A 24,230-nucleotide genomic window follows, 5' to 3' on the forward strand; every position below is an offset into this window, starting at 1 on the left:
GCATGAGCGTGGGAATCCTGATGGGGTCGGACTCGGACTGGCCGACGATGAAGGCGGCCGCCGAGGTGTGCGTCGAGTTCGACGTGCCGTTCGAGGCCGACGTGCTGTCGGCGCACCGGATGGCGGCCGAGATGATCGACTACGGGAAGGCGGCGCACGAGCGCGGCCTGAAGGTGCTGATCGCCGGGGCCGGCGGCGCCGCGCACCTGCCCGGCATGCTCGCCTCGGTGACGCCGCTGCCGGTGATCGGCGTCCCGGTGCCGCTCAAGTACCTCGACGGGATGGACTCGCTGCTGTCGATCGTGCAGATGCCGGCCGGCGTGCCGGTCGCCACCGTGTCGATCGGCAACGCGCGCAACGCTGGCCTGCTGGCTGTCCGGATTCTCGCCGCGCACGACGAGAAGCTCCGCGCGAAGATGATCGAGTTCCAGGAGAACCTGGCCGACCTGGCGCGGGCCAAGGGCAGTACTGTGCGTGATGGCGCGGCAGAGCTGCGTCAAAACTGACACTCACACGGTTTTCCACAGACCTGGGGCGGGTAGCCGTGAGATTCCAACCAACGTCGTCTAAGGTCGTCGATCGTGACTCCGCCCGCAGAACCGGATACGCAGCGCATCCCGGTCCGTTACTGGATCTGGCTGTTCGGCGCGGCCGTCTCCTTGCTCGGCGACCTGACCATGACGTTTGCCATCGGCTGGTCCGCCAGCCGGCACGGCGGCCAGGTTGCCGGCCTGGTCCTGCTGCTGGCCGCGGCCCCGCGTGCGGCCCTGCTGCTGATCGGCGGCGCGGTAGGCGACCGGTACGGCGCACCGAAGGTCCTGCTGGCTAGTTGCATCGCGATGTTCGTGGTGACCACCGCGTTGGTTCCAGCCACGCTGGCGGTCGGTGAACCCATCAGCCTGCTGCTGGTCACGGCGTTGGTCGTCGGCATCATCGACGCGTTCTTCCTGCCGTCCTCGCGGTCGATGCCCCGGTTGCTGGTGTCGCCGGAGCTGGTGCCGCGGGCCCTGGCGAGCTTTCAGGTCACCGGAGTCGTCTTCGCCGTCACCGGCACGGCGGTCGGCGGCGTACTGGTGAACTGGTCAGGGCTGACCGCGGCGGCGGGGTTCGACGCGCTGACGTTCGCCGTGATGATCATCGTGCTGATCTCGTTGCGCAACACCCCGGCCGGTGCCACCGGGCCGCGAACGGGCATGTTCCGGTCGATCCTGGACGGGGTCCGGGTCGCCTTCGGGCGGCCGCTGACGCGGGCGCTGCTGATCACGATGACGATCGCGGCCGGACTGCTGATGCCGCTCGACGCGCTGCTACTTCCTTTGCTGGCGAGGGATCACGGCTGGGACGCGTCGACGGCCGGCCTGCTGGTCGCCAGCCGGAGCCTCGGTGTCGGCATCATCGCGCTCCGGATCCTGGCCCGCGGTGCTTTCGCGCGGCCGGGTGTCTTCGCGGCGCTCGGTCTGCTGCTGGCCGGGGTCGGGCTGCTCGGTCTTTCGGTGCTCGAGCCGCTGCCGCTCGCCTTCGCGGCCGGCGTGGTCAGCGGGATCGGCGTCGGGACCTTCACCGGACATGTCCTGCCGTTGTTGATGAACTCGGTGGAGCGTGAGTACCAGTCGCGGCTGCAGTCGGTCGTGGTGCTCTGCCAGAGCCTCGCCCTGGTCGTGATGAACCCCGTCCTCGGCACCTTCGCCGACCTGGACGGGGTGGGCATTACCGGCGTCTGCCTCGGCATCGGTGTGGCGTCTGCCTTGATCGGGTTGATTGCCCTCACAAGGCCCGTCCTCAGGAACGCCACCGTTTCCTGAGGCTGCCTTGTCTTCTTGTTACAAGGCTTTGCGGCTTTGCCAGGGCTTTACGGCCGGCCGGGGGCGCGGTAGATCCAGCCTGCGGCGCGCCACTTCGCCCCGTCCAGCGAGAGTCGGGCGTCGACCACCACCGGCGCCTCGACGCGGCCGCGCAACGCGGCCGGGTCGAGCAAGCGGAACTCCGGCCACTCGGTCAGGTGCAGCACCAGGTGCGCGCCCTCACACGCCTCGAGCGCGGACTCGGCGTACCGGAAGGTCGGGCGGACCCGGCGGGCGTTCTCCATCGCCTCGGGGTCGAAGACCGTGACGGTCGCGCCGTGCAGCTGGATCCGGCCGGCGATGTCGAGCGCCGGCGAGTCCCGTACGTCGTCCGTGCCGGCCTTGAACGCCGCGCCGAGCACGGTCACGTTCTTGCCGACCCAGTCGGCGCCGAGCAGTTCGTGCACCACGTCCACGATCCGCGCGCGCCGGTGCTGGTTGATGTCGTCGACCTCGCGGAGCAGTGTGATGACCTCTTCCACGCCGAGCTCACCGGCCCGGGCCATGAACGATCGCAGGTCCTTCGGCAGGCAGCCGCCGCCGTACCCGGGCCCGGCGTTCAGCATGCCGCGGCCGATCCGCTTGTCGTAGCCGAGCGCGTCGGCGAGCAGTGTGACGTCCGCGCCGGTCGCGTCGGTGAGCTCGGCCAGCGCGTTGATGAACGAGATCTTCGTGGCCAGGAAGGCGTTCGCGCCGCCCTTGACCAGTTCGGCGGTCGGCAGGTTGCAGACGACCACCGGCGATCCGTCGGCGATCGGCTGCGCGAAGACCTCCCGCAACTTGGCTTCCGCGGCCGGCGACTGTACGCCGAACACCAACCGGTCGGGGTGCAGCGTGTCGTCCACGCCGTGCGCCTCCCGCAGGAACTCCGGCTGCCACGCGATCTCCACCTGAGAACCCGCCGGGGCTTCGGCGTGGAAGCGGGCTTCCACCACCTTCGACGTACCGACCGGGACGGTGGACCGGCCGACCACCAGACACGGCTTGGTCAGCAACGGCGCCAGCATCGTGACGACCGAGTGGATCTGGGCGAGGTCGGCGGAGTCGCTGCCCTCGAGTTGCGGCGTACCGACACAGATGAAGTGGACATCGGCCCAGTCCGCGATCTCGGTGTAGTCCTTGGTGAACCGCAGCCGGCCGGAGTCGGTGTGCTTCTTCAGCAACGGGTCCAGCCCTGGTTCGTACAACGGGGCCTTGCCGTCGTTGAGCAGCTTGAGCCGGTGCTCGTCGATCTCGACGCCGATCACGTCGAAGCCGAACTCGGCCATTCCCGCGGCGGTGTTGGCCCCGAGGTAGTTGGTGCCGATCACCGCGATCCGCAGCGGTCGCGCGCTGGTGGGCGTGCCTTCAGTCATGCGAGGGACTCTACCGATCCCGGTGAGCACCAGGTGACCGCATCATGTCCGGCCGCCGTCCGGCTGCGGGCTTTGAGTGCGCCGTTGGTCACTTTACGGGTCCGGCGACTCCCGGCGGAGGGGGTTTCGTCGTACCTTGGTACCCGTGAGTAACTCATTCGACCTGTACGCGCTGTCCGAGGAGCACCAGGCGATCCGGGAGGCCGTGCGCGACGTCTGCGACGCGAAAGTGGCCCCGCACGCCGGTGACGTGGACGAGCTCGCCGAGTTCCCCAAGGCGTCGTACGACGCGCTGAAGGCGTCGGACTTCCACGCGCCGCACATCCCCGAGCAGTACGGCGGCGCCGGCGCGGACGCGCTGGCCACGGTGATCGTGATCGAGGAAGTGGCCCGCGCCTGCGCGTCCACCTCGCTGATCCCCGCGGTGAACAAGCTCGGCTCGCTGCCGTTGCTGCTGTCCGCCTCGGACCAGGTCAAGGACCGCTACCTGCCGCCGGTGGCCGCGGGCGACGCGATGTTCTCGTACTGCCTGTCGGAGCCCGAGGCCGGCTCGGACGCGGTCTCGATGAAGACCCGCGCTGTCGCCGACGGGGACTTCTTCGTGCTGAACGGCGTCAAGCGCTGGATCACCAACGCGGGCGTGAGTGACTACTACACCGTCTTCGCGGTGACCGATCCGGACGCGCGCTCGAAGGGCATCAGCGCCTTCGTGGTCGAGAAGGCCGACGAGGGTGTCTCCTTCGGCGCCCCCGAGAAGAAGCTCGGCATCAAGGGCTCACCGACCCGCGAGGTGTACTTCGACAACGTGCGGATCCCGGCGTCCCGGATGATCGGCGCCCCCGGCACCGGCTTCGCCACCGCGATGGCCACCCTCGACCACACCCGGGTGACGATCGCCGCCCAGGCCCTCGGCATCGCCCAGGGAGCCCTCGACTACGCGCTCGGCTACGTCAAGGAGCGCAAGCAGTTCGGCAAGCCGATCGCCGAGTTCCAGGGCCTGCAGTTCATGCTCGCCGACATGGGCATGAAGCTCGAAGCCGCCCGCCAGCTCACCTACGCCGCCGCGGCCCGCTCCGAACGCAACGCCCCCGACCTCACCTACTTCGGCGCCGCCGCCAAGTGCTTCGCCTCCGACGTAGCCATGGCCGTCACCACCGACGCAGTACAACTCCTCGGCGGCTACGGCTACACCCACGACTACCCAGTCGAACGCATGATGCGAGACGCCAAAATCACCCAAATCTACGAAGGCACCAACCAGGTCCAACGAATCGTCATGGCCCGCCAACTCCTCAAGGGCCTCGCCTGACAAGAGGACACCGCCTCCGGCGGCGACTGTTCTCTTGGCGCCTTCGGCGCATGCGCGCCACGTGGTTGCGTGCTGCGGCTGCGTGGCGGCTTGCGCGGTCAAGCGGGGCACCTGGCCGTTGCGTTGCGCGGCTTCTGGTCTTGAGCTGGTTCGGGCGTGGTCGAGTTCCTCGGTGAGTCCGCGGCCACCGGCTGCGGTGGAGGTCCTGGTGGACGGCGCACTACTCCACGGCCGAGAGCTGAGTCGGTGGACGGGCGCAGAGCTTGTTGGCGGGTAGGGTCCGGGTATGTCTCAGTCCGCGCCGGGTGGTCCGGGAGGTTACGACCCGCGTTGGGGGAATGTGCCTCCGCAGCAGTATCCGTTTCCTCAGCAGGCAGGGGGCGGTCGGTCCTCGCGAGAGCGGCTCGGTATGACCCTGCTCATCGTTGGTGGTGTGCTGCTGGTCCTGGCTGTTTTCATTCTGGTTTTGTTGGCGGGGCTTTTCGTTCTTGGTGGGGGAGGCGACGTCGACAGGTTCGCCGTGGTCGCTCGGAAGTTCGTTATGACGAGCGCCACGGTTGGTGCGGTCGGGCTTGTCAGTCTTGTGGTTGGGCTCATCACGAGGAGATGAGCCCGGGCAACCTCGTCAGTTGGTTTGGCGGTGGTGGGCGCAGGTGGCGGCGATCCAGGTCCAGGCTAGGACGATTGCCACGCCGAAGGCGATGATGGTGGCCGGGTTGCCGGCTCCTGCCATCAGGCCGGCGAAGGCGGCGGAGAACAGTACGCCGGTGGCCGTGGAGTAGCGGGCCCAACCGGTCTGGCCGGCACTGCGGTAGTGCGCTGCCATCACCAGGCATGCGGCGATCAGGCCGGTGAATCCGATGCTCCCAGCTACGAAGTGGCCCATTCCGCGGGTGCTGATCTCGGCGTAGTCGGCCGGCGTACCGGCAGGGAAGCCGGCGGCGGGATCGGCCGGGAAGATTGCGGCCAGCAGGAGACCGACGCCGTACGCGCCGAGCAGCCGTGGTGCCCACCGGCTGCCGCGGCCGGAGATTGAGCGGCGCAGCCCCACGGCGGCGGCGATCGAGAGGATGCCGGCGGCGACGAAGTTGACGGTCTGGATCCACCCCGGTCCGCCGTTGGCGAGCAGGCTGGCCGGGTGGCGGGTGATGTCGAACCCTTCCCGCGTCGCGGCCTGCCCGAGCCAGACGGCTGTGTAGAGCGGGCCGGCCACCAGGCCGGCGGTCAGCAAGGTACGGGTGGTGACGCGAGACGTCGTGCGGACGACTGAGCTGCTGGTGGTCATGATGGGTCCTTCCGAAGCAGGGGTTTTGTTCCTTCACCCCTGCGTCGACCGGCCCACCCAGAAATCGACACGGTCAGAAATCGACACGGGGCAGCGTGGCTGTTTCAGGAGCGTGCGGGTGAGTTACCTGACGCGGCGAACGTGGCCGGCGGTTCGTCATCGGGTTGACACGGCAGATTAGCTCAGTGATTATTGAGTCAATGAACGTTGAGCGGAATTCTCTGGCAGAGCAGGCCCGGGTGCACGCGGCGCTCGGTGATCCCGGCCGGCTCGCGATTGTGGAGACCCTGGTCGCGGGCGACGCGTCACCTGGCGAACTCGGGCTGGTGCTCGAGATGCCGACCAATCTGATCGCTCACCACCTGAAGGTGCTGGAGGATGCCGGACTGGTCGTGCGGTCCCGGTCCGAAGGCGATCGACGCCGTACCTATGTCCGGGTGGTGACCGAGGTGCTGGAGTCGGCTGTCACGCCCTCGCTGGCTCCGGCGCCGCGGGTGGTGTTCGTCTGTACGCAGAACTCCGCCCGTTCGCAGCTGGCCGCCTCGATCTGGTCGCGGCGCAGCCGCATCCCCGCCCTCTCGGCCGGCACCCGGCCGGCCACCGCGCCGCACCCACGCGCAGTACGGGTCGCACGCAAGCACGGGCTGGATCCCACAGGCTGGCGCACGAGCCAGGTGAGTGACGTGGTGAAGCCCGACGACCTGGTCATCGCGGTCTGCGACATCGCGTACGAACACCTCCCGGCCGCCGCGCGCCCGCGACTGCACTGGTCGATCCCGGATCCCGCAGCCACCGACACCGACGCCGCCTTCGAAGCCGCCTACACCGAGCTCACCGACCGGGTCGACCGCCTGGCGCCCGTCCTCTCGCCAACCGACGCGACCGACAACTCCAGGAGTCGACCATGACAGAGCTGGCCGGGCATCACCGAGAAGACCTGTCCATCGACCAGCAACTGGCGCTGCGTACGGCGGCGAGCAGGCTGGGCGACGAGTTCGCCGCGATCTACGGGGCCGAGACGATCGAGCGGTTCCTGCACTCCAGCTACGACCAGTTCGCCACCGGAAGTACGGTGCCGAACTTCCTGCCGCTGCTGGCCGAGCGGTTCGCCCGTCAGCGCCTGACCGCACTGGCCAGGGTCGAAGGTCATGCGGACGACGGCCGCCCGGTCGTGCTGTTCTTGTGTGTGCACAACGCGGGCCGGAGCCAGATGGCGCTCGGGTTCTTCGAACACCTGGCCGGCGACGCGGCGGTCGGTTGGTCCGGTGGCTCCGAGCCTGGGGTCGAGGTCAACCCGTCCGCGGTGGCCGCGATGGCCGAGCGCGGTATCGACATCTCCGCCGAGTATCCGAAGCCGTGGACCGACGAGGTCGTCCGGGCCGCCGATGTCGTGGTGACCATGGGGTGTGGTGACGCCTGCCCGATCTTCCCCGGCAAGCGGTACGAGAACTGGATCCTCGACGATCCCGAAGGTCAGGACGTGGAGCACGTCCGGCCGGTGCGCGACGAGATCGAGCGTCGCGTTCGCGTTCTCCTCGACGAGTTGTCCGTCCCCGCCGCGCACCTGGGCCGCCAGTGAGCAGCGTGGTGCCGTTGTGGAGGCGGGTTGTTGCCGAGGGCGTCGGTACTGCGCTGTTGGTGGCGGTCGTGGTGGGGTCGGGGATCGCGGCCGCGGCGTTGTCGCCGGGGGATGTCGGGTTGCAGTTGCTGGAGAACGCGTTTGCGACGGCGCTCGGGCTCGCGGTACTGATCCTGATGTTCGGGCCGGTGTCCGGTGCGCACTTCAACCCGGTGGTCTCGGTCGTGGATTGGTGGCTGGGGCAACGAACCGGTACGGGGCTGACGCTGCGCGACCTCGGGGCCTACATCCCCGCGCAGATCATCGGTGCGGTGGCCGGAGCGGTGCTCGCCAATCTCATGTACGCCGAGCCTGCCGTCTCGTGGTCGACCAAGGATCGCAGTGCCGGTCACCTGTGGCTGGGAGAGGTGGTTGCCACCGCCGGCCTCGTCGTACTGATCTTCGCGCTGGCCCGGTCCGGTCGTGCCGCGCTCGCACCTGTTGCCGTCGGCGCCTATATCGGGTCGGCGTACTGGTTCACCTCGTCGACCTCGTTCGCCAACCCCGCGGTGAGTATCGGCCGCGCGTTCAGTGACACCTTCGCCGGGATCGCGCCCGGATCTCTGCCGGGGTTCATCGTCGCGCAACTCATCGGTGCCATCGTGGGCGTCGGCCTGCTCACCGTCCTGTACCCCGACGCCGGGCAAGCCGCCGGCGATGTCGTCACCCCACAGTCCGAGACCTCTGGAGCAACCAAATGAGCAAGCCTGTCGTCCTGTTCGTGTGCGTCCACAACGCCGGCCGTTCGCAGATGGCCGCCGGCTGGCTCCGGCAGCTGGCCGGGGACACGGTCGAGGTCCGATCGGCCGGGTCCGCGCCGCGCGACCAGATCAACCCGATCGCGGTCGAGGCGATGCGCGAGGTCGGCATCGACATCACCGGCGCCGTCCCGCAACTGCTCGAGTACGACACCGCCCGGACCAGCGACGTCATCGTCACCATGGGCTGCGGTGACGCCTGCCCGGTCTTCCCCGGCAAACGCTACGAGGACTGGGAACTCACCGACCCCGCGGGCCAGCCCATCGAGGTCGTCCGCCAGGTCCGCGACGAGATCCGCGCCCGGGTCGAAAAACTCGTCGGCGAGCTTCGGGCAGCCTGACGCCGTACGGCGTTCACCTGATCGCGGCGGCGAGAGCGCGCACGGTCTGGCCGACGCCGATGAGGGTCGCCGAGGCGGGGCCGGTCCAGTCGCCGTAGCCGACCAGGTGGAGTCGCGGTTCCTTGCGTGCTTGGGTTCCTTCGGTGGGGATGAGCCCATCAGGTCCGCGAAGGCCAAGCGGTGCCAGGTGTTGCAGCGCCGGTCTGAAGCCGGTGCACCAGATGATGGTGTCGAGGTCGACCCGGCTTCCGTCGTACAGGCGGGCGCCGTGTTCGGTGAGTTGGTCCAGCGGTCCGCGTGAGTGCAGGACATCGCGGTCGCGGGCCTTGCGGACGCTGTCGACCATGACGATGTCGCCAAGTCCGCCGACCCCACCTGTGTCGGCTTTGCCGGCATCGCGAGCGCGCCGGCGAGCTGTGGCGATCTCGAAGAGCGCGCGACCGTCGACCTCGTCGGGAAGGAAGCGTGGCGGACGCGGCGTCACCCAGATCGTCTCGGCGACCTCGGACACCTCGGCGAGAATCTGCGCCGCCGAGTTGCCGCCGCCCACGATCATCACCCGCTGACCTGCGAAGCCGGACGCCCGCCGGTACTGCGCGGTGTGCAGTTGCCGCCCGGCGAAATGGCCGGGGTACTTCGGGATGAACGGCCTGGACCAGGTGCCGGTGGCGGAGATGACGTTGTCGGCAAGCCAGTCGCCGTGATCCGTGGAGACGACGAGACGGCCGCGATCGCCGTACTGGACCGACGAGACCCGCACCGGACGGCGTACGGCGAGTTCGTACCGCTCCTCGTACTGCGCGAGGTAGTCGACGACGTGAGCCGCGAGCGGGTACCCGTCGTCGCCGGTCCAGGGCGGCATCATCCAGCCGGGCAACGACGAGTGCTGCGTCGGCGAGAAGGTCCGGAGCGTCGGCCACATCTTGGCCCAAGCGCCACCTGATCGGTCCGAGGAATCGAGGATGACGAAGTCCTGGCCAGGGGTGAGGCCGGCGCGGCGGAGGTAGAAACCGGTCGCCAGTGCTGCTTGGCCGCCCCCGATGACGACCGCGCGTACCGCGCCGGGTGCCTGGCTGCTCAGTTTGCTCCGCCCATGAGATCGCTGACGCAGGGGGTCAGCCTTTTGACGACATAGTGGGCATCGCGATGGATGCCGCGCAAGGTGTTTGACGAGAACGATCGCTGGAACTCTACGCCGAGATACGCCAGGCCGCGGTGGGTCAGTGAGATGCCGCGTTGGTGCAGCGGCAGACCATTCGGATCGAGAGCTCCGAGGGGTTCCAGGTAGGGCAGGTGCGGGCGGTAGCCGGTGGCGAACAACACCGCGTCGACCGGCTCACGTTCGCCGCCTTCCCAGCTGACGCCAGCCTCGTCGTACGCCGTGAACATCGGTCGCTGAGAGATGTCACCCGAGTCCAGAGCCGCGCGGTAGCTGCCGGTGTCGAGGACCTGGGTGCCTTTGATCAGCCGCGAGAGCACTGACGGTGGCAGTAGGTCCAGTCGCAGTGTGTGCAGCCAATAGTGCGTGTCGCGCCCGCCGCGGAGCTGCGGTACGAACTGCACCGGCCTACGGACCGCGAGGGTGACGTGCGCGAGTTCGGCCAGCTCGTACGCGATCTGAACCGCGGAGTTGCCGGCTCCGACGACGACAACCCGCTTCCCGGCGTACGGTTTCGGATCCCGGTACTCCGCCACGTGCCGGACCTCTCCGCCGAATCGTTCCCGGCCGTGAATCGCCGGTACGTAAGGCCTGCCGAACGAACCGGTTGCCGCGATAACCGCGGCTGCGTGGATCGTGTCTCCACTTTCAGTGCGCACTATGAAGCCTTGGGCGGCTTGCTCTACTGCTGTCACTCGGGTGCCCAGCCGGATCTCGGTGTCCAGCGTCGCGGCGTAGCTCTCCAGGTAGGCCACCACTTCGTCGCGGGTTGGATACCGATCCGGGTCGCCGGGGAACGGCGTACCGGGAAAGCTGCTGTAGCGGGCGGGGGAGAAGAGCGTCAGCGAGTCGTAGTACGACGGCCAGGAACCGGCCGGCCGGTCGCCGGACTCGAGCACCAGGGCCCGAAGACCGGCCAACTCGGCGGCCTTCGCAGCGGCCAGCCCGGACTGGCCGGCGCCGATGATCACCAGGGGAGAAGAAGTCATGACCACAATGTATCGTCATATTGCGATATGACGAAGTAACGATATGAGCTAGGCTGGGGTCACTCGAAGGGAGTGGGATGGCAGCCGAGCCGGTGGAGCTTTCCGCGTCCACGCACGACTTTCTCAAGGCTCTCGCCAGTCCGACGCGGCAACGCATCATGCTGTTGTTCTCGCGCGGCGCGGAGCTGTCGGTCAACGAGGTCGCCGAGCAGGCCGGCATCGGCCAATCCACCGCCTCCCAGCAACTCGACCTCCTCCGGCGTGGCCGCATCGTCACCTCCCGCCGCGAAGGCAAAACAGTCCTGTACCGAGCCGACCGCGAGGGCAGCGCCGCAGCGCTCGCAGACCTTCAGAGCTATCTACAGAACTGTTGCTGACGGCACCTTCTGCGCTGATCGCGGGCGGAGGAGGACGATGGTTGTGGTGGCTGCGATGAGGATGGCCGCGGTGGCTACCAGTTCGGCCAGTTGATAGCCGTGGGTGAGGGTGGAGGTGGTGTCGGTGTGGTTGCTCACGGCAAGGACGACGCTGCCGAGGCTCGCGATGCCGAGTGCGCCTCCTAGGTTGGCGCTGGTCTCCAGGAGGGCCGATGTCGCCCCAGCTCGTTCTGGAGGCGCTGTGGAGACTGTGAGGTCTGTTGCCAGGACATAGACCCCGGCCAAACCGATAGAGAAAACAACGAAACCGGCGACTACTATCCACAGTCCTCCCCACGCCACCAGCGTCAGCAGGCCGTAGCCTGCCGCGCTGATGAGCAGGCTGCCGGAAAGGCCGCGGGCAGTGCCCAGTCGTCCGGTGATGCGGGGCACCAAGAGCGATCCGATCAGGTAGGCAATCGTTCCAGGAAGCGAAGCCAGACCCGCCTGCAGCGCGGACAAGCCAAGGGCGACCTGCAAGTACTGGGCGGTGATGAACTGCGTGCCGTAGAGGACGAAGAAGCTCAACGCCAAGACTGCGAGGGGCAGGCTGAAGGAGATCGTGCGGAGAAGTGCGGGCTCGATGGCCGGCTGAGCCAGCTGCCGCTGACGCAGGAGGAAGCATCCAGCCAGTACTACGCCCGCTGCTGCCGCGCCGAAGTGCATCGGCTGCGGGCCGGTGGCGGCCAGGTTCTTCATGCCGTACACGAAGCTCAGAACGGCGCCGAACGAGAGCACCGAGCTGAGAACGTCGATGCGCGGAGCGGTCCGGCCGCGGAACTCCGGAAGCACGAACGGTCCGAGCGCCAGCAGCATCAGCATGATCGGTACGGCGACCAGAAACACCGAGCCCCACCAGTAGTGAGCCAGCAGTAGGCCTCCGATCAGCGGGCCGGCCAATCCTCCGAGAGCGAAGCTCGCCGTCCAGACTGCCAGGGCGAAACGCCGTCGCGCGGCATCCACGAACATCGTGCGGATCAGCGAGAGCGTGGACGGCATCAGCGTTGCGCCGGCAAGTCCGAGGAGCACGCGGGCAGCGATGAGCTGGCCGGGACCGGTCGCGAAAGCGGCGAGAACCGAGGCTGCCGTGAAGACGGTGGCACCTGCCAGCAGTAGCCGACGGCGCCCTATGCGGTCGCCGACCATGCCCATCGTCATCAGCAGGCCGGCGAGCACGAACGAGTAGCTGTCGGCGATCCACAGCTGTTGAGGACCGCTCGGCTGAAGCGCGGCGCTGATCTTCGGGATCGCGAGGTTCAGCACCGTCGCGTCCATCGAAACCACCGCACAGGGCAAGGCGAGCACCGCCAGCCCTGTCCATTCCCGCATACCTGCCCGCATCAACTCACCATCCTGCACTCGTAACGCCATGAACTCTGTTATGACGTTACGGGATGGTGCAGGTGTCTGCAACGCCATGCACACCTTTATGGCGTTACACTGAAGCTGTGTTCATTGACCCACTGGAGATCGCCACGGTCGTCGCGCTCGTCAACGGCTGGGGGACAGTCCCGCGCGCGACCGGCGAGCGGGATGGCTTCCCGGCGCTGACCGAGGCGCTGCTGCCCAGCTGGGTCAAGGCGGATACGCAGACGTTGGAGCGAACCGCTGACGCGATCTTTTCGGTGTTCGCGAACGGCGACCCCGCCAAAAGGGTCCGGACGCTCTCCGGTCTTCTCGAACAGACCGGTGTCCGACCCACGATCAGGCTCGCCGCTGGAGGCCTCGCGGCGACCTGGGTGGTCGAGGACCCAGGCTTCGCAGTACTGGCAGCTGCCGGGCTCACCCTGCGCAAACAGCTCGCCGACCACGACTCGGCCCGGGTAGGCCTGTGCTCGGCTAGCAACTGCGCCGACGTCTACATCGACATCTCGCCCCGAGCCCACCGCCGCTTCTGCTCCGTCACCTGCCAGAACCGGACCCGAACCGCAACCTACCGCCGCCGCCACGCCACCTGATCAGCTGACCAACCCGGAGCGGTAGGCGAGCACGACTGCCTGGACGCGGTCCCGGACGCCCAGTTTCATCAGGACGCGGCCGACGTGAGTCTTGATAGTGGCGTCGCCGACGACCAGACGGTCGGCGATCTCCGTGTTCGAGAGCCCCTCGGCAAGCAGCGCCAGTACTTCGGTCTCCCGCGGTGTCAGCTCAGCTGCGCCCCGGCCGCCTTCCAGCTCGGTCGCCGGGGAGGTCCACACCTGGCCGAGCGCGGACAGCGCCAGTACGAGCACGACCCCGAGGTCGGCGAGTACCAGCAAGCGAGCACGTGGCATATCTCGACGGTAGCGACTCCGCTGTCGCCGTACATCCACAAAGAGGTGGAGTCGTCGAGCCTTCCCGTCCGCCGTACGGGTGACCGCGAAACCGCAGTGCGGGCGACGACCGCCGGTGCCCGCCTTTCCTAGCTTCGGAGGAGAGGCGACGGACGCCGGAAGTGAAAGGGGCTTCATGATGTTGACGACTGTTGAGTCCACCGGCCGGGCAGCGGTCGCGGCTGGAGTCTTGATGGTGGCGGGCATCCAAGGTGAGTGGCTGCTGAACCCTCAGCGTGACGACGGAACCATCACCAACATGCCGGCCTTCGTGCTGCTGCTGACCATGAGCACGCTCGGGTTCGCGCTGCTGACCCTGGCCGTGCGCGGCCTGCGCCGAGAATCAGTACGCCGTACGAAGCCGGCCCGCGCCGGAGCTTTCCTGTCGATGGCCGGAGCCGGGCTCCTGACGGCGTTCGGCCTGGTCGCGCTGATCACTGGCGTCATCCGTGGGGCACCGCTGGAGTTGTCGTTCCTGCTCTTCGCACTGGGCATGCTGTCGCTGGTGATCGGCCAGCTCACGTGGGGTCTGGCGCTGCGTCGGCACTCACCCGCCCCGGGCGGGTGGCAGCTACTGGCAGTTGCCGGGATCGCTGCCTTCGCAGCCATCGCAATCCCGGCCGACCCGTGGCACGACATCGCCTTGGTGGTCATGTGCGCGACGTGGTGCGTAATCGGAGTACAGGTACTCCGGACGCCCGCCACAGCAAGTAGCCGCCTCGCCTGACCGCGGCGCGCAGCGCAGTCGCGCAGTACGGTTGTTGGAAATGATTGTCATGTACAGTTGGTGCGTATGGAGGAGCTGTCGGCCGCGAGTATCGGCTTGCGCCGGACGCGTCAGCGGGCCGCGATTCTGGACACTCTCTCCGGCTGCCGGGACCTCGTCTCGGTCGGCGAATTGCACGAGTTGCTGGAAACGGCCGGCACCTCTGTTGGCTTGACGACGGTGTACCGGGCGCTGCGGGAGCTGGAGCGAGCGGGTCGCGTGGACGTCATTCGCGACGAGGTGGGCAAGCGGTTCTACCGGCGGCGTCCGGCGGCGGGGCACTGCCACTACCTCGTCTGCCGGAGCTGCGGCCTCAGTCGCACGGTGAACGCCGACGTCGTCGAGCGCTGGGCCGCGCGCCTGGCCGACGAGTCAGGATTCGCCGAGGTCGCGCACACCGTCGAGCTCGTCGGCCTCTGCCCGGACTGTCAGCGTCAGGTGACCGGTACGACGGTGTAGCCGCGCTCGCGAATCGCCTCGAAACTGCGCTCCCGGACGTCGGCGGACGGGAACGAAGCGATCACCCGCTTGGTGACGAGGTCGAACTCGGGCGGGTCGACGCCGAGCTCACCGAGCGCTCGCGTGATGGTCTTCGTGCAGTGGTCACACGTCATGTCCGGTACTTCGAACACCTCGCCAACCGCACCGACCGCGGCCTTGGCGGCGGCCGCGGTCGGTACCACCTCGATGACCTCGATGAGGTGGGTGAAGGTCTCGACGAAGGCATGCGCCACCTGGTCAAGAACGCTGGACCGGTGCCCGTTGCTCGCATGAGTCACCTGCGCGGGACAGCGCGGCCGATCACCGGGTTCCAGATGTGCGTACTGCGCGGCGCTGGATGGCGTCGTGCCGTGGCCGTCATCTAGGAGCGTCCCGAGTTCCACGTTCGCCGACCGGGCCCGGTCGGCGAGTTCCCTGGCGGCCTCGAGCTGGGCGTCCTTCAAGGCTCGAAGGTTGATGGTGGTGTCGACCGAGTAGCGCACCTGACCGGCGTACGTGACCAAGGACGCCGGGATGATCCCGCGCCGATAGGTGGTCGCCTGCAGGCTCCAGTACCACGTGCCGGCGACTGTCTTGAAGATGCCGCCGTCGAGGAGCGCGCGGGCGAACTCGGCCGGCGTCGTACAGGATGTCTGTCTGGCGAGAAAAGCGTGCTGGACAAGGGCTTTCGCCGCTGCGTCGATGCCGGTGCGGAAGATGTCGAGCGGCACCCGATCGGTCGTCGTGGCGGCGAGGACCGCACGCTCCTCGCGTCTCAGTTCGGCCGAGCGCCGGGCGAGTGTCTGGTTGGAGGCCAGCAGCTTCCACAGCATCAGCGTCGCTTCTCGTGCGACGACCGGAACGGCCGCGCCGAGCGGTCCGGTGTGGCCGACGTTGACGATGCCGTCGCTGTCGCGCCAGGTGATGCGCGAGCCGGCCGAGGTGACCAGGTAGGTCGGACACGGTTGGAGATAGCGCAGGACGTATGACAGTTGCCCGGCGGTGAGGTGACTTCCGCGCGCCGGACGCAGTACCTCTTCGCGGTACTCGATCGTGCGGGGAGTCGGTTCGTCCCACGCGGCCGACCGGAACGGCTCGCCCGCGGCCAGCTCGAAGAGGATCCGGGCCGCCGCGGCCCGGTCGTAGGAAGCAGGCGGAGGATCAGTAGGCATCGACGCCCTCCCGGTGGCCGTCTCGGTCACCTTGAGTGTCGAACACCCCCGCCGGCCTCTGCTCGGTCACCCGGCGTGTCCAACCGCTGAAGCGATCCAGGACGGCTACGCCTCGGTGAAGTTGGCGGCGAACTCGGGGGACGGCTCGATCTCGGTGATCACGTCGATCAGGACGCCGGCCGGATCGGTCACGATGAAGTGCCGCTGGCCGAAGTCCTCGCTGCGCAAGGTCAGGGCAGGCTCCAGGCCGGCGACCTCGACGAGGTCGTGGTGGACGGCGTCGACGTCGTCGACCTCGAAGTTCAGCAGCAAACCGCTGACCGTACGCCGTCCGGCCGCCGGGATCGTCGAGTGGGACGCGTCAAGGATGGCCAACTCGTAGTCGGGGTCGCCGTCCAGGCGCAGGCTGACGTACCACCCCGAGTCGAACGTCACGGTGAAGCCGAAGTGCTGAACGTAGAAGTCGCGGGTCGCCGCGACCAGCTCGGCATCGGTGCAGATCACGGGGTAGAAGCTGGATACCTTCATGGCTCTCCTCAGTGCGGGGGATACATACCGGCGGTATGTTCCGCAAAATTAGATCCATACCACTGGTATGTCAATGCGGTAGAGTGGCGCCATGCCGACCAGGACCAAGGCCCAACAGCGTGTGGAGACGACGGCGGCGCTGGTGGCCGCGGCCCGCGAACTCTTTGCCGACAAGGGTTACGGCCAGGTCAGCCTGGCCGAGATCGTCGACGCGGCCGGCGTCACCAAGGGTGCGCTTTACCACTACTTCGACGGCAAGGACGCACTCTTCCAGGCGGTATTGGAGCAGATCCACACCGAGGTCGCCGAGCGCATCGAGCAGGCGACCGAAGGGCTGGACAGCTGGCAGCAACTGGTCGTCGGTTGCCGGACCTTCCTGACCGCGAGCGCCGAGCCGCACCGTCAGCAGATCATGCTGATCGACGCGCCGTCGGTCCTCGGCTGGGGGACCTGGCGCCGGCTCGACGCATCAACCTCGATGCAGCACCTGATCGACGTACTGGCACGGTTGGTCAAGGAGGGTGAGATTCCTCAGCAGCCGGTCGTTCCGCTCGCGCATTTGTTGTCCGGGGCAATGAACGAGGCCGCGCTCTGGCTGGCCGGCTCCGACCATCCACGCCGCGATCTGAAGCAGACCCTCACCGTCCTGACCCGACTACTCGAGTCACTTCGCACCTAGCTCGCTGAGGCGGCGGCGAGGAGGGCGGTTCTGGTGGGCTCGTCGGTGGGGGTGTAGGTCATCACGTACTGGCCGTCGTCAGCGGGAAGCACCAGGGACTCCAGCGAGAAGCTGAGCCGCCCGGCCGTCGGGTGGTTGAGGACCTTGGCGCACGGAGACCGGGTCGCGACGTCGTGAGCGTTCCAGTACGCGGCGAACTCAGGACTGGCGCTGCTGAGCTCGGACACCAGCGCGGCCATTTCGGGGTCGGACGCGTAGCCGACCGAAGCATGGCGGAGTTGGGCCACCGCGTCCCGGGCCACCTGCTCCCAGTTCCCGTGCAGGTCACGCATCGCCGGGTCGAGGAAGTGCATGCGGGTGAGATTGCGCTGCTCGACAGGGAGTTCCGCGAAGTCGGCGAGGATCAGGGCGGCGCCGTCGTTCCAGGCGAGGACGTTGGTCAGCCGGTCGACCACGATCGCCGGTACGTCGCGCAGTGCCTGGATCATCGCGGCGAGCTGAGGCCGTACCTCGGCCGGTGGCGGGCTGGTCCGCTGGCTCGGTGCCGCGAGCGAGAACAGGTGGGCGCGCTCGGCCGCGGTCAGTCGGAGAGCGTCCGCGACCGCGCCGAGAACCGTCTCGGACGGGTTGCCGGCGCGACCTTGCTCGAGCCGGATGTAGTAGTCGACGCTGACATTGGCCAACATCGCTACTTCCTCGCGGCGCAGCCCTGGCACCCGCCTGGCCGCGCCGTTGGGCAGGCCGGCCTCCTCAGGGCTCACCCGGGCGCGCCGGCTCTGCAGATACTCACCCAGCTCAGGTCTCACCGTTCCAGTATCCAGGCTGGGTGGTACTGCCAGACCTAGGGTCGGAGCGGATCTGGTCCGGTCCCGGCGTCCGCCCGAGGGTGGAGCCATGACTGAATCACGAATCGCAGTAGTCACCGGCGCCGCCAGCGGAATCGGCGCAGCCATCGCCACTCGCCTCGCCGCCGACGGTGCCGCCGTCGCTCTGCTCGCCCGGCGGGCCGACCGGCTGGAGAAGCTCGCCGCCCAGGTCGTCGAAGCAGGCGGACGCGCGCTCGCCGTACCGACCGACATCACCGACCAGGCAGCGGTCGCGCGAGCCGCGGTCACGGTCCAGGAGCAGCTCGGAGATGTGGATCTGCTGGTGAACAACGCCGGACTGATGCAGATCCAGCCGTTCGGCGAGGCGCCGGTGAGTGAGTGGCAGCACATGGTGGACGTGAACCTCAAAGGCCTGTTGGAGGTGACCCACGCCTTCCTGCCCGCGTTGAAGCGATCCGCCGCCGAGCGAACGACCGACCTGGTCAACATCTCCTCGCTCGCGGCCGACCGGTACATGGCGGGGATGACGACGTACGGCGCCACGAAGGCGGCCGTTTCGTACTGGTCGCGCAGCATCCGGGCCGAGCTCGCACCCGACGGGATCCGGGTGACGAATGTCGAACCGGGGATGACCGGCGGGACCGAGCTGGCCGACGGCTTCCCGGCCGACCTGCGGGCGATGCTCGACGAACTGCGGGTCGGCCTGTCGGCCGTCCAGCCGGAGGAGCTTGCCGACGTGATCGCGTACATCGCGAGCCGCCCCCGGCACGTCAACATCCCCCACATCGTCGTCCAACCGTCGAAGGAGATCTAAGGAGCGGCTTCGTGGAGGGCTGCGGCGACAACCTCGACCGCGGGGGTCCGGGCGGCGCGGGTGAGGAGGAAGACCTCGCGGTCGATCGTGCCTTCGGCCAAGGTCCGTACGGCGACGCCCGGTACGCCGTACCCGAGGACGAGGTCGGGGAGGAGCGCGCAGGCGCCGGCTGCCCGGACCATCTCGACGAGAATCAGGAAGTCGTCCGAGGCGTAGCGCAGGTCGGGTTCGAAGCCGCCGAGCGCACGGCAGGCGCGGATCTGCATGTCCCGATGGCCGGTACCGGGTTGGCAAGCGGCCCATCGCGCATCGGCTAGCTGCGTCATTCGCACTTGCCGGTGGCGGGCCAGCGGATGGGTTTCAGGCAGGACCAGGCGCACCTGCTCCCGGACCAGGGGCTCGCGGGCGAGGTCGGCGTGGACGGGCCGCGGCTGGTCGGAGTACTCGTCACCGACCACCGCATCGAGCTGACGCAGGCGCAGCGCCGGGATCGACGCCTCGACCTCCGCCTCGGTGACCTCGATCCGGATGTCGGGATGGCTCTGGGCCAGCGCCGCGACCGCGGGAGCGACGATCCGCAGGAAGGCCGACTGAAAAGCCGACACCCGTACGACGCCGCTCGGGCGGCCGGCCGCGATCGCGGCGACCTCCGCCTCGGCGGCCTCCATCCCGTCGAGCAGGGCGGCCGCGTGGCGAACCAGGGCCAGGCCCGCATCGGTGAGCCGGACGTTGCGGCCGGTGCGCTCGAGCAGTTTCGCGCCCGCCTCGCGTTCGAGCACCGCCAGTTGCTGCGAGATAGCGCTCGGCGAGTATCCGAGCGACCGGGCGGCACTGTGAACCGTCCCGCGAGCACTCAGTTCGCGGAGGATCCGGAGGCGGTGAAGGTCGAGCATCGTTCACCAATGCTACCCAGTTCTGTCCGCAAACATGAGATAGACGTGAACAGTTGACGATGGCAGCATCGTCGGGGTGGGACCTCTCCTCTGCCTCCTGTCAGCCGCCTGCTTCGGTGCGATGGCGATCTTCGGCAAACTCGCGTACGGCGCCGGCGTCGGTCTCGGAGACCTCCTGCTGCTGCGTTTCATGTTCGCCGCCGCGGCGCTGCTGGCCATCGCCGGCGCCACCGGAGCCTTCCGCGGGTTGTCGCGCCGCTCGGTGGTTGCCGGCCTGGCGATGGGCGGGATCGGCTACGCCACCCAGGCCGGTCTCTTCTTCGGCGCGCTGGAACGGATGGACGCTTCGCTGCTCGCGCTGATCCTCTACGTCTACCCGGCGCTGGTGATGCTCGGCGCGATCGCGCTCGGCCGCGAAAAGGCGTCACCCCGCCGGATCGCGGCGCTCTTGATCGCCTCCAGCGGCACCGCCCTGGTGCTGGGCGGTGCGGCGGCAGGCGGCCTGAACCCGCTGGGAGCCGCCATGGGTCTCGGCTCTGCAGTTGCCTACAGCATCTACATCCTGGCCGGCGACCGAGTCGGCGGGACCACCCCGCCGATCGCGCTGTCCGCACTCGTCTGCACCGGCGCCGCCATCACCTTCGCCCTGGCATCCGCAGTACAGGGCGGTCCGCAGCTCGATTTCGAACCCAGCGGCTGGCTCTGGCTGCTCGCGATCGCCATGGTCAGCACCGTTGCCGCCATCCTGACCTTTTTTGCCGGAATGGCGCGGGTCGGGCCTTCGGCAGCATCGATCCTGTCGACCTTCGAGCCGGTGGTCACCGTCGCCCTCGCGGCCGCGGCGTTCGGCGAGTCCCTGAACGGGATCCAGCTCGTCGGCGGCGGCCTGGTGCTCAGTGCCGTCGCCGTGATGCAGTTGGGTGCCAGGAGCAACGGTCGGCGCGTCGATGCGGGTGATTTGAACGGGGGTAGCAGACTGGCCGCTCGGAACCGGTGAGTGGGAGGCAGTGTGCTCGAGATCGGCTGGTTGACGTGGGCGCTGACGATCGGGCTGGTCGTCTTGTTGCTGGCGGTGGATCTGGTCCTCGCGGCGGTGCGGCCGCATAAGGTCGGGTTCGGGGAGGCGACCGCCTGGTCGGTTTTCTACGTGCTGGTGGCGATCGGGTTCGGGGTCTGGTTCGCCAGTGTGCACGGCGGTTCGTTCGGGGCCGAGTACTTCGCCGGCTACATCGTCGAGAAGAGCCTGTCGGTCGACAACCTGTTCGTGTTCGTGATCATCATGACCACGTTCGCGGTCCCGGAGGAGCACCAGCACAAGGTGCTGACCTTCGGAATCGTGCTGGCACTGGTGATGCGGGCGATCTTCATCGCGGTCGGCGCCACCCTGCTGTCGCTGTTCTCGTTCATGTTCTTGTTGTTCGGCCTGTTGCTGCTGTTCACCGCCGTGCAACTCTTCCGGCATCGCAACGAGGATCCGGACGTCGAGAACAACGTGGTGGTGAAGACCGCCCGCAAACTGCTGCCGATCAGCGACGAGTACGTCGGGGGCAAGCTGTTCGCCAAGGTCGAGGGCCGGCAGCTCGTCACGCCGCTGTTCCTGGTCCTGGTGGCCATCGGTGGGGTCGACCTGCTGTTCGCGCTGGACTCGATTCCGGCCGTGTTCGGCGTCACCGAAGAGCCCTACATCGTGTTCACCGCGAACGCGTTCGCACTGCTCGGGCTGCGCGCGTTGTTCTTCCTGGTCAAGGGACTGCTGGACCGGCTCGTGTACCTGTCGGCCGGCTTGGCGGTGATCCTGGCGTTCATCGGCGTCAAACTCATCCTGCACTGGGCGCACGTCGACATCGACGACCGCGTACCGGAGGTGCCCACGCCGGTCAGCCTCGGCGTGATCCTGGGCATCCTGGTGATCGTCGTGGTGGCCAGCCTGATCAAGACCAAGGGCGACCCCTCGGCCAAGGCGCACGCGGGCTCGCTGCGCGCCTCGACCTCGGAGTCCAGGCCGCAGGACCGCTAGTCCTTTCCGGGCGCAGCGGACGAGTGGTGCTCGACGATCAGCCAGCGGCCGTCGATCTTCTCGTACACGTAGGTGAACCGGGCGTCGACCTCGCTCTTGCCGCCGTCCTTGTCGGTGAGGGAGAAGCGGTAGTTCCCGCTGTGCGTCGCGTTGCGCTCGTCGAGGATCCGGACGTGAGACTCGGTGATGGTGCCCTGCGGCTTCTTCGGCAGGAACTCGGTCTCGAAGTACGCCGTGATCTGCTCCCGATTCGCCCGGATGTCCGAGCTCAGGGTCGGGAGCAGGATCCCGTCGGCGGCGTACAGGTCGGCGACGACGCCGGCGTTGCCGCCCGCCAGGGCAGCGTTCCACTGGTCGAACAGACCTGCGATCTCCTGCTTGGTCGGTCCGGCGTCACCGCCGCAGCCGGTCAGGGCGAGGAGAGCGATGGCGGTGGTGGCGGCGAAGGCCGTCGTACGGGTTCGGTTCACGAGAGCTCCTGGTCAGGCGGCCGGTAGCCGAGTGCTACCGGGACACCACCAATCCTGCTGTTGTGCATGGCAACAGAAAGTCAGGAGAACGCCGGGATCGCGACAGCGTTCGGTCAGCGCTTGGAAGGTGAGGTCGCGGCCCGAAGCGTCAGGTGGACGGCGAGACCGCCGCCCGGCGCCGGCCGGAGTTCGGCCTGGCCGCCGTCGTGTTCGACGAGCTGTTTGACGATGGCCAGCCCAAGGCCCGTACCGGTGCAGGGCGGCCCGGCACGCCAGAACCGGTCGAAGGCGCGGGCGCGCTGCTCGGCGGTCATACCGGGCCCTTGATCCTCAATGACCAACTCCGCCGACGACCCGGTCCGGCGAGCGACGATGGTGATCCGGCTCGACGCCGGTACTACAGCCAGCGCGTTGCTGAGCACGTTGTCGAGGACCTGCTCCAGTGCGCCCGGCGTCGCGGTGATCCAGCATGGGCGGTCGAGCTCCACCACGAGCTCGACCCCGGTGTCCTGGAGGGCAGCCGACCAGGTGGAGACCCGGAGGTCGATGATCGCTGCCAGGTCGATCGGCTGGGCGGGTGCCGAGGTCGACTCGGCCCTGGCCAGCGCCAGGAGCCCTTCCACCATGCGGCTCATCCGGTGGATCTCGGCATCGATGGTGGCGATCCGGCCGCTGAGGGCCGGGTCGTGCGTGGTGTCGCGGACGTTGTCGAGGGTGAGTCGCATGGCCGCGAGCGGAGTACGGAGTTGGTGGGAGGCGTCTGCGACGAAGGATCGCTGGGAGGTGAGCAGGGCGTTGGTCTGCCGGGCGCTGTCGTTGAGGGTGCGCGCGAGGGTCGCGATCTCGGGCGGGCCCTTGGTCGATGCGCGGACCGAGTAGTCGCCGTCGCCGATCCGGCGGGCGACCGCATCCAGGTGGCGCAACGGGCGGGCCAGCGTGCTGGCGATGACGACCGCGACGGCCGACGCGACGAGGAGGACGGCACCACCGACGAGCAACCGGAACCGCCAGATCTGCGCGATCTGGGCGTTGACGTCGGCGGCCGGCGAGACGATCTGGACGACCGCGACCGTGCGGCCCTGGTCCTTGACCGGAAGAACCACACTGACCGCGTCGGCCTGGAGCAACGGATGGCGACCCCAGACGGGTTTCGGGTCACCACCATCGAGAGCTTGCCGTACCTGGGCATCAGCGGGTTGGTCCGCCGGTTCGACGAGTTCGACGCGCGAACCGGTTGCGCTCTCGAAGTCGCGAGTCCGGTCGTCGACCGCCTGGGCCGCGGCCGCGTCGTCTCGTAGTACCAGGGGAGCGAACAGCTGGGCTTCCCGTTGGGCGGTCTGCTCCAGGGTCGAGCGGAGGATGGACGACGAGCTCAGCGCGACCGGAATGGTGAACAGGGCCAGCGCGACCGCCACCAGCAGGACATAGCTGGCGACCAGCCGGAGTTTCACCGGGCGACCGGATCGAGCCGGAAGCCCACCCCGCGGACGGTGTTCACCTCGACCGCGTCGGCGAGTTTCTTGCGCAGGGCACCGACATGGACGTCGAGGGTGCGGGTCGAGCCGAACCAGTTGCTGTCCCACACCTCCTCGATCAGTTGCTCGCGGGTGTGGACGACGCCGGGGGTCGCCGCGAGCAGGCTGAGGAGGTCGAATTCCTTGGGAGTAAGGGAAATTTCGGCGTCGGCCACGAAGGCTCGCCGGGCTGCTCGGTCGAGTCGAAGGGATCCGAGCTGCTGGGTCGCCACGGCAGGTGGTGGTTCGGGTTCGCCGGCGCTTCGAGGCGCCGTACGGCGGGTGACGGCGCGCATCCGGGCTACCAGTTCGCGCAGGCCGAAGGGTTTGGAGACGTAGTCGTCGGCGCCCAGCTCGAGTCCGACCACCCGCTCGATCTCGTCGGAGCGCGCGGTGATGATGATCAACGGCACCTCGCTGACCGCCCGGATCCGGCGGCAGATGTCGATGCCGTCGGCATCGGGCAGGCCGAGATCGAGCAGGACGAGCTCGGCGGCGCCGAAACCCGCCAGGGCCTCGGCGCCGGTGGTCACGTGGTCGACGGCGAATCCGTACCGGGGGAGACCTTCGCACAGCGCGCCGGCGATCGACGGGTCGTCCTCGACCAGCAGTACACGCATCCGATCCCTTTCCTGGCAGAGATGGCCATCGTACGGCTGCCGGTCGCGCGGACCAGCCCGCTCTGCG

Annotated in this window: 29 protein-coding genes; 16 read left to right on the plus strand and 13 right to left on the minus strand. The window is 68.2% G+C overall.

What is annotated here, in order from left to right; genetic code table 11:
- The first annotated feature begins 2 nt into the window (after window positions 1-2).
- Together purE and ACQPYM_RS07815 are read left to right on the plus strand one after the other, a co-directional pair.
- Entirely contained in the window at window positions 3-506 is a 504-nt protein-coding gene (gene purE, locus ACQPYM_RS07810; RefSeq protein WP_433017092.1) for a 5-(carboxyamino)imidazole ribonucleotide mutase, read from the plus strand.
- A 75-nt stretch (window positions 507-581) separates the two neighbouring features.
- Window positions 582-1,802 carry an MFS transporter gene (locus ACQPYM_RS07815; protein WP_433017095.1) on the plus strand — a complete coding sequence of 407 codons (1,221 nt, stop codon included), beginning with the start codon at window positions 582-584 and terminating at the stop codon, window positions 1,800-1,802.
- A 47-nt stretch (window positions 1,803-1,849) separates the two neighbouring features.
- Here the strand turns inward: ACQPYM_RS07815 and ACQPYM_RS07820 are convergent, their stop codons facing one another.
- Window positions 1,850-3,196 (minus strand): UDP-glucose dehydrogenase family protein, encoded by a 1,347-nt coding sequence (locus ACQPYM_RS07820; RefSeq protein ID WP_433017098.1) that lies wholly within the window; start codon window positions 3,194-3,196, stop codon window positions 1,850-1,852.
- A 145-nt stretch (window positions 3,197-3,341) separates the two neighbouring features.
- Here ACQPYM_RS07820 and ACQPYM_RS07825 point away from each other — a divergent pair, with 145 nt between their 5' ends.
- Both ACQPYM_RS07825 and ACQPYM_RS07830 read left to right on the plus strand, forming a co-directional pair.
- Window positions 3,342-4,505 carry an acyl-CoA dehydrogenase family protein gene (locus ACQPYM_RS07825; protein WP_433017100.1) on the plus strand — a complete coding sequence of 388 codons (1,164 nt, stop codon included), beginning with the start codon at window positions 3,342-3,344 and terminating at the stop codon, window positions 4,503-4,505.
- Window positions 4,506-4,914: 409 nt separating this feature from the next.
- Window positions 4,915-5,115, plus strand: coding sequence for a hypothetical protein (locus ACQPYM_RS07830; protein ID WP_433017103.1), 201 nt, complete (start codon window positions 4,915-4,917; stop codon window positions 5,113-5,115).
- A gap of 15 nt (window positions 5,116-5,130) precedes the next feature.
- On the opposite strand, the gene ACQPYM_RS07835 is transcribed toward ACQPYM_RS07830, so the two are convergent.
- Window positions 5,131-5,790 (minus strand): DUF998 domain-containing protein, encoded by a 660-nt coding sequence (locus ACQPYM_RS07835; protein ID WP_433017106.1) that lies wholly within the window; start codon window positions 5,788-5,790, stop codon window positions 5,131-5,133.
- A gap of 200 nt (window positions 5,791-5,990) precedes the next feature.
- Here ACQPYM_RS07835 and ACQPYM_RS07840 point away from each other — a divergent pair, with 200 nt between their 5' ends.
- The 4 genes from ACQPYM_RS07840 to ACQPYM_RS07855 are packed head-to-tail and all read left to right on the plus strand — an operon-like array spanning window position 5,991 to window position 8,507.
- Window positions 5,991-6,698, plus strand: coding sequence for a MarR family transcriptional regulator (locus ACQPYM_RS07840; protein ID WP_433017109.1), 708 nt, complete (start codon window positions 5,991-5,993; stop codon window positions 6,696-6,698).
- Window positions 6,695-7,369, plus strand: coding sequence for an arsenate reductase ArsC (locus tag ACQPYM_RS07845; protein ID WP_433017112.1), 675 nt, complete (start codon window positions 6,695-6,697; stop codon window positions 7,367-7,369). The genes ACQPYM_RS07840 and ACQPYM_RS07845 overlap by 4 nt, the downstream gene beginning before the upstream one ends.
- Window positions 7,370-7,377: 8 nt before the next feature.
- Window positions 7,378-8,109 (plus strand): MIP/aquaporin family protein, encoded by a 732-nt coding sequence (locus tag ACQPYM_RS07850; RefSeq protein ID WP_433017115.1) that lies wholly within the window; start codon window positions 7,378-7,380, stop codon window positions 8,107-8,109.
- Window positions 8,106-8,507, plus strand: a complete 402-nt coding sequence (locus ACQPYM_RS07855) for an arsenate reductase ArsC (RefSeq protein WP_433017118.1) — start codon at window positions 8,106-8,108, stop codon at window positions 8,505-8,507. The genes ACQPYM_RS07850 and ACQPYM_RS07855 overlap by 4 nt, the downstream gene beginning before the upstream one ends.
- A gap of 13 nt (window positions 8,508-8,520) precedes the next feature.
- On the opposite strand, the gene ACQPYM_RS07860 is transcribed toward ACQPYM_RS07855, so the two are convergent.
- Window positions 8,521-9,687 (minus strand): ArsO family NAD(P)H-dependent flavin-containing monooxygenase, encoded by a 1,167-nt coding sequence (locus tag ACQPYM_RS07860; protein WP_433023203.1) that lies wholly within the window; start codon window positions 9,685-9,687, stop codon window positions 8,521-8,523.
- Complete coding sequence (locus tag ACQPYM_RS07865) at window positions 9,585-10,655, minus strand: flavin-containing monooxygenase (RefSeq protein ID WP_433017121.1); 1,071 nt, start codon at window positions 10,653-10,655, stop codon at window positions 9,585-9,587. Before ACQPYM_RS07865 ends, ACQPYM_RS07860 begins: the two co-directional genes overlap by 103 nt.
- Window positions 10,656-10,732: 77 nt before the next feature.
- Between ACQPYM_RS07865 and ACQPYM_RS07870 the strand changes: the two genes are divergently transcribed.
- Window positions 10,733-11,032 carry an ArsR/SmtB family transcription factor gene (locus tag ACQPYM_RS07870; RefSeq protein ID WP_433017124.1) on the plus strand — a complete coding sequence of 100 codons (300 nt, stop codon included), beginning with the start codon at window positions 10,733-10,735 and terminating at the stop codon, window positions 11,030-11,032.
- Here ACQPYM_RS07870 and ACQPYM_RS07875 read toward each other — a convergent pair.
- Window positions 11,015-12,442 carry an MFS transporter gene (locus ACQPYM_RS07875; RefSeq protein ID WP_433017127.1) on the minus strand — a complete coding sequence of 476 codons (1,428 nt, stop codon included), beginning with the start codon at window positions 12,440-12,442 and terminating at the stop codon, window positions 11,015-11,017. The genes ACQPYM_RS07870 and ACQPYM_RS07875 overlap by 18 nt on opposite strands.
- Window positions 12,443-12,519: 77 nt before the next feature.
- On the opposite strand from ACQPYM_RS07875, the gene ACQPYM_RS07880 reads away from it, so the two are divergent.
- Complete coding sequence (locus ACQPYM_RS07880) at window positions 12,520-13,029, plus strand: CGNR zinc finger domain-containing protein (protein WP_433017130.1); 510 nt, start codon at window positions 12,520-12,522, stop codon at window positions 13,027-13,029.
- On the opposite strand, the gene ACQPYM_RS07885 is transcribed toward ACQPYM_RS07880, so the two are convergent.
- Complete coding sequence (locus ACQPYM_RS07885) at window positions 13,030-13,344, minus strand: response regulator transcription factor (RefSeq protein ID WP_433017133.1); 315 nt, start codon at window positions 13,342-13,344, stop codon at window positions 13,030-13,032.
- A 178-nt stretch (window positions 13,345-13,522) separates the two neighbouring features.
- Here ACQPYM_RS07885 and ACQPYM_RS07890 point away from each other — a divergent pair, with 178 nt between their 5' ends.
- Window positions 13,523-14,110 carry a hypothetical protein gene (locus ACQPYM_RS07890; protein WP_433017136.1) on the plus strand — a complete coding sequence of 196 codons (588 nt, stop codon included), beginning with the start codon at window positions 13,523-13,525 and terminating at the stop codon, window positions 14,108-14,110.
- A 66-nt stretch (window positions 14,111-14,176) separates the two neighbouring features.
- Window positions 14,177-14,608, plus strand: a complete 432-nt coding sequence (locus ACQPYM_RS07895) for a Fur family transcriptional regulator (RefSeq protein ID WP_433017139.1) — start codon at window positions 14,177-14,179, stop codon at window positions 14,606-14,608.
- Here the strand turns inward: ACQPYM_RS07895 and ACQPYM_RS07900 are convergent.
- Window positions 14,584-15,801 carry a heavy-metal-associated domain-containing protein gene (locus ACQPYM_RS07900; RefSeq protein WP_433017142.1) on the minus strand — a complete coding sequence of 406 codons (1,218 nt, stop codon included), beginning with the start codon at window positions 15,799-15,801 and terminating at the stop codon, window positions 14,584-14,586. The two genes, ACQPYM_RS07895 and ACQPYM_RS07900, sit on opposite strands and share 25 nt — an antisense overlap.
- Before the next feature lie 105 nt (window positions 15,802-15,906).
- Window positions 15,907-16,329 carry a VOC family protein gene (locus ACQPYM_RS07905; RefSeq protein WP_433017145.1) on the minus strand — a complete coding sequence of 141 codons (423 nt, stop codon included), beginning with the start codon at window positions 16,327-16,329 and terminating at the stop codon, window positions 15,907-15,909.
- Between the two features lie 91 nt (window positions 16,330-16,420).
- On the opposite strand from ACQPYM_RS07905, the gene ACQPYM_RS07910 reads away from it, so the two are divergent.
- Window positions 16,421-17,008, plus strand: a complete 588-nt coding sequence (locus ACQPYM_RS07910; RefSeq protein WP_433017148.1) for a TetR/AcrR family transcriptional regulator — start codon at window positions 16,421-16,423, stop codon at window positions 17,006-17,008.
- Here ACQPYM_RS07910 and ACQPYM_RS07915 read toward each other — a convergent pair.
- A complete protein-coding gene (locus ACQPYM_RS07915; RefSeq protein ID WP_433017151.1) occupies window positions 17,005-17,814 on the minus strand; it encodes a helix-turn-helix transcriptional regulator in 810 nt (269 codons plus the stop codon). The two genes, ACQPYM_RS07910 and ACQPYM_RS07915, sit on opposite strands and share 4 nt — an antisense overlap.
- Before the next feature lie 88 nt (window positions 17,815-17,902).
- Here ACQPYM_RS07915 and ACQPYM_RS07920 point away from each other — a divergent pair, with 88 nt between their 5' ends.
- Window positions 17,903-18,649 carry an SDR family oxidoreductase gene (locus ACQPYM_RS07920; protein ID WP_433017154.1) on the plus strand — a complete coding sequence of 249 codons (747 nt, stop codon included), beginning with the start codon at window positions 17,903-17,905 and terminating at the stop codon, window positions 18,647-18,649.
- Here the strand turns inward: ACQPYM_RS07920 and ACQPYM_RS07925 are convergent.
- Window positions 18,646-19,542, minus strand: a complete 897-nt coding sequence (locus tag ACQPYM_RS07925; protein ID WP_433017157.1) for a LysR family transcriptional regulator — start codon at window positions 19,540-19,542, stop codon at window positions 18,646-18,648. The genes ACQPYM_RS07920 and ACQPYM_RS07925 overlap by 4 nt on opposite strands.
- A gap of 76 nt (window positions 19,543-19,618) precedes the next feature.
- Here ACQPYM_RS07925 and ACQPYM_RS07930 point away from each other — a divergent pair, with 76 nt between their 5' ends.
- Together ACQPYM_RS07930 and ACQPYM_RS07935 are read left to right on the plus strand one after the other, a co-directional pair.
- On the plus strand, window positions 19,619-20,539 hold the full coding sequence (locus ACQPYM_RS07930; RefSeq protein ID WP_433017160.1) for a DMT family transporter: 921 nt from the start codon (window positions 19,619-19,621) through the stop codon (window positions 20,537-20,539).
- Between the two features lie 12 nt (window positions 20,540-20,551).
- Window positions 20,552-21,559, plus strand: a complete 1,008-nt coding sequence (locus ACQPYM_RS07935; protein ID WP_433017163.1) for a TerC/Alx family metal homeostasis membrane protein — start codon at window positions 20,552-20,554, stop codon at window positions 21,557-21,559.
- Here the strand turns inward: ACQPYM_RS07935 and ACQPYM_RS07940 are convergent.
- The 3 genes from ACQPYM_RS07940 to ACQPYM_RS07950 all read right to left on the minus strand — a co-directional run bounded on the left by ACQPYM_RS07940 (window position 21,556) and on the right by ACQPYM_RS07950 (window position 24,163).
- Complete coding sequence (locus ACQPYM_RS07940; RefSeq protein ID WP_433017166.1) at window positions 21,556-22,029, minus strand: SgcJ/EcaC family oxidoreductase; 474 nt, start codon at window positions 22,027-22,029, stop codon at window positions 21,556-21,558. The genes ACQPYM_RS07935 and ACQPYM_RS07940 overlap by 4 nt on opposite strands.
- Window positions 22,030-22,142: 113 nt before the next feature.
- Complete coding sequence (locus ACQPYM_RS07945) at window positions 22,143-23,480, minus strand: sensor histidine kinase (RefSeq protein WP_433017169.1); 1,338 nt, start codon at window positions 23,478-23,480, stop codon at window positions 22,143-22,145.
- Window positions 23,477-24,163: a response regulator transcription factor gene (locus tag ACQPYM_RS07950; RefSeq protein WP_433017172.1), complete on the minus strand. Its 687-nt coding sequence runs from the start codon at window positions 24,161-24,163 to the stop codon at window positions 23,477-23,479. Before ACQPYM_RS07950 ends, ACQPYM_RS07945 begins: the two co-directional genes overlap by 4 nt.
- Window positions 24,164-24,230: the final 67 nt, after the last annotated feature.

The sequence above is a fragment of the Kribbella sp. CA-294648 genome, from assembly GCF_050943845.1.
Taxonomy (GTDB): Bacteria; Actinomycetota; Actinomycetes; order Propionibacteriales; family Kribbellaceae; genus Kribbella.

Excerpts from the sequence above, each read along its gene's own strand:
- ACQPYM_RS07950 (WP_433017172.1), bottom strand. The coding sequence starts at position 24,163 with ATGCGTGTACTGCTGGTCGAGGACGACCCGTCGATCGCCGGCGCGCTG.
- ACQPYM_RS07895 (WP_433017139.1), top strand. The coding sequence starts at position 14,177 with ATGGAGGAGCTGTCGGCCGCGAGTATCGGCTTGCGCCGGACGCGTCAG.
- ACQPYM_RS07835 (WP_433017106.1), bottom strand. The coding sequence starts at position 5,790 with ATGACCACCAGCAGCTCAGTCGTCCGCACGACGTCTCGCGTCACCACC.
- ACQPYM_RS07925 (WP_433017157.1), bottom strand. The coding sequence starts at position 19,542 with ATGCTCGACCTTCACCGCCTCCGGATCCTCCGCGAACTGAGTGCTCGC.
- ACQPYM_RS07865 (WP_433017121.1), bottom strand. The coding sequence starts at position 10,655 with ATGACTTCTTCTCCCCTGGTGATCATCGGCGCCGGCCAGTCCGGGCTG.
- ACQPYM_RS07845 (WP_433017112.1), top strand. The coding sequence starts at position 6,695 with ATGACAGAGCTGGCCGGGCATCACCGAGAAGACCTGTCCATCGACCAG.
- ACQPYM_RS07910 (WP_433017148.1), top strand. The coding sequence starts at position 16,421 with ATGCCGACCAGGACCAAGGCCCAACAGCGTGTGGAGACGACGGCGGCG.
- ACQPYM_RS07885 (WP_433017133.1), bottom strand. The coding sequence starts at position 13,344 with ATGCCACGTGCTCGCTTGCTGGTACTCGCCGACCTCGGGGTCGTGCTC.
- ACQPYM_RS07920 (WP_433017154.1), top strand. The coding sequence starts at position 17,903 with ATGACTGAATCACGAATCGCAGTAGTCACCGGCGCCGCCAGCGGAATC.
- purE (WP_433017092.1), top strand. The coding sequence starts at position 3 with ATGAGCGTGGGAATCCTGATGGGGTCGGACTCGGACTGGCCGACGATG.
- ACQPYM_RS07855 (WP_433017118.1), top strand. The coding sequence starts at position 8,106 with ATGAGCAAGCCTGTCGTCCTGTTCGTGTGCGTCCACAACGCCGGCCGT.
- ACQPYM_RS07870 (WP_433017124.1), top strand. The coding sequence starts at position 10,733 with ATGGCAGCCGAGCCGGTGGAGCTTTCCGCGTCCACGCACGACTTTCTC.
- ACQPYM_RS07840 (WP_433017109.1), top strand. The coding sequence starts at position 5,991 with ATGAACGTTGAGCGGAATTCTCTGGCAGAGCAGGCCCGGGTGCACGCG.
- ACQPYM_RS07820 (WP_433017098.1), bottom strand. The coding sequence starts at position 3,196 with ATGACTGAAGGCACGCCCACCAGCGCGCGACCGCTGCGGATCGCGGTG.
- ACQPYM_RS07890 (WP_433017136.1), top strand. The coding sequence starts at position 13,523 with ATGTTGACGACTGTTGAGTCCACCGGCCGGGCAGCGGTCGCGGCTGGA.
- ACQPYM_RS07875 (WP_433017127.1), bottom strand. The coding sequence starts at position 12,442 with ATGGCGTTACGAGTGCAGGATGGTGAGTTGATGCGGGCAGGTATGCGG.
- ACQPYM_RS07830 (WP_433017103.1), top strand. The coding sequence starts at position 4,915 with ATGACCCTGCTCATCGTTGGTGGTGTGCTGCTGGTCCTGGCTGTTTTC.
- ACQPYM_RS07905 (WP_433017145.1), bottom strand. The coding sequence starts at position 16,329 with ATGAAGGTATCCAGCTTCTACCCCGTGATCTGCACCGATGCCGAGCTG.
- ACQPYM_RS07900 (WP_433017142.1), bottom strand. The coding sequence starts at position 15,801 with ATGCCTACTGATCCTCCGCCTGCTTCCTACGACCGGGCCGCGGCGGCC.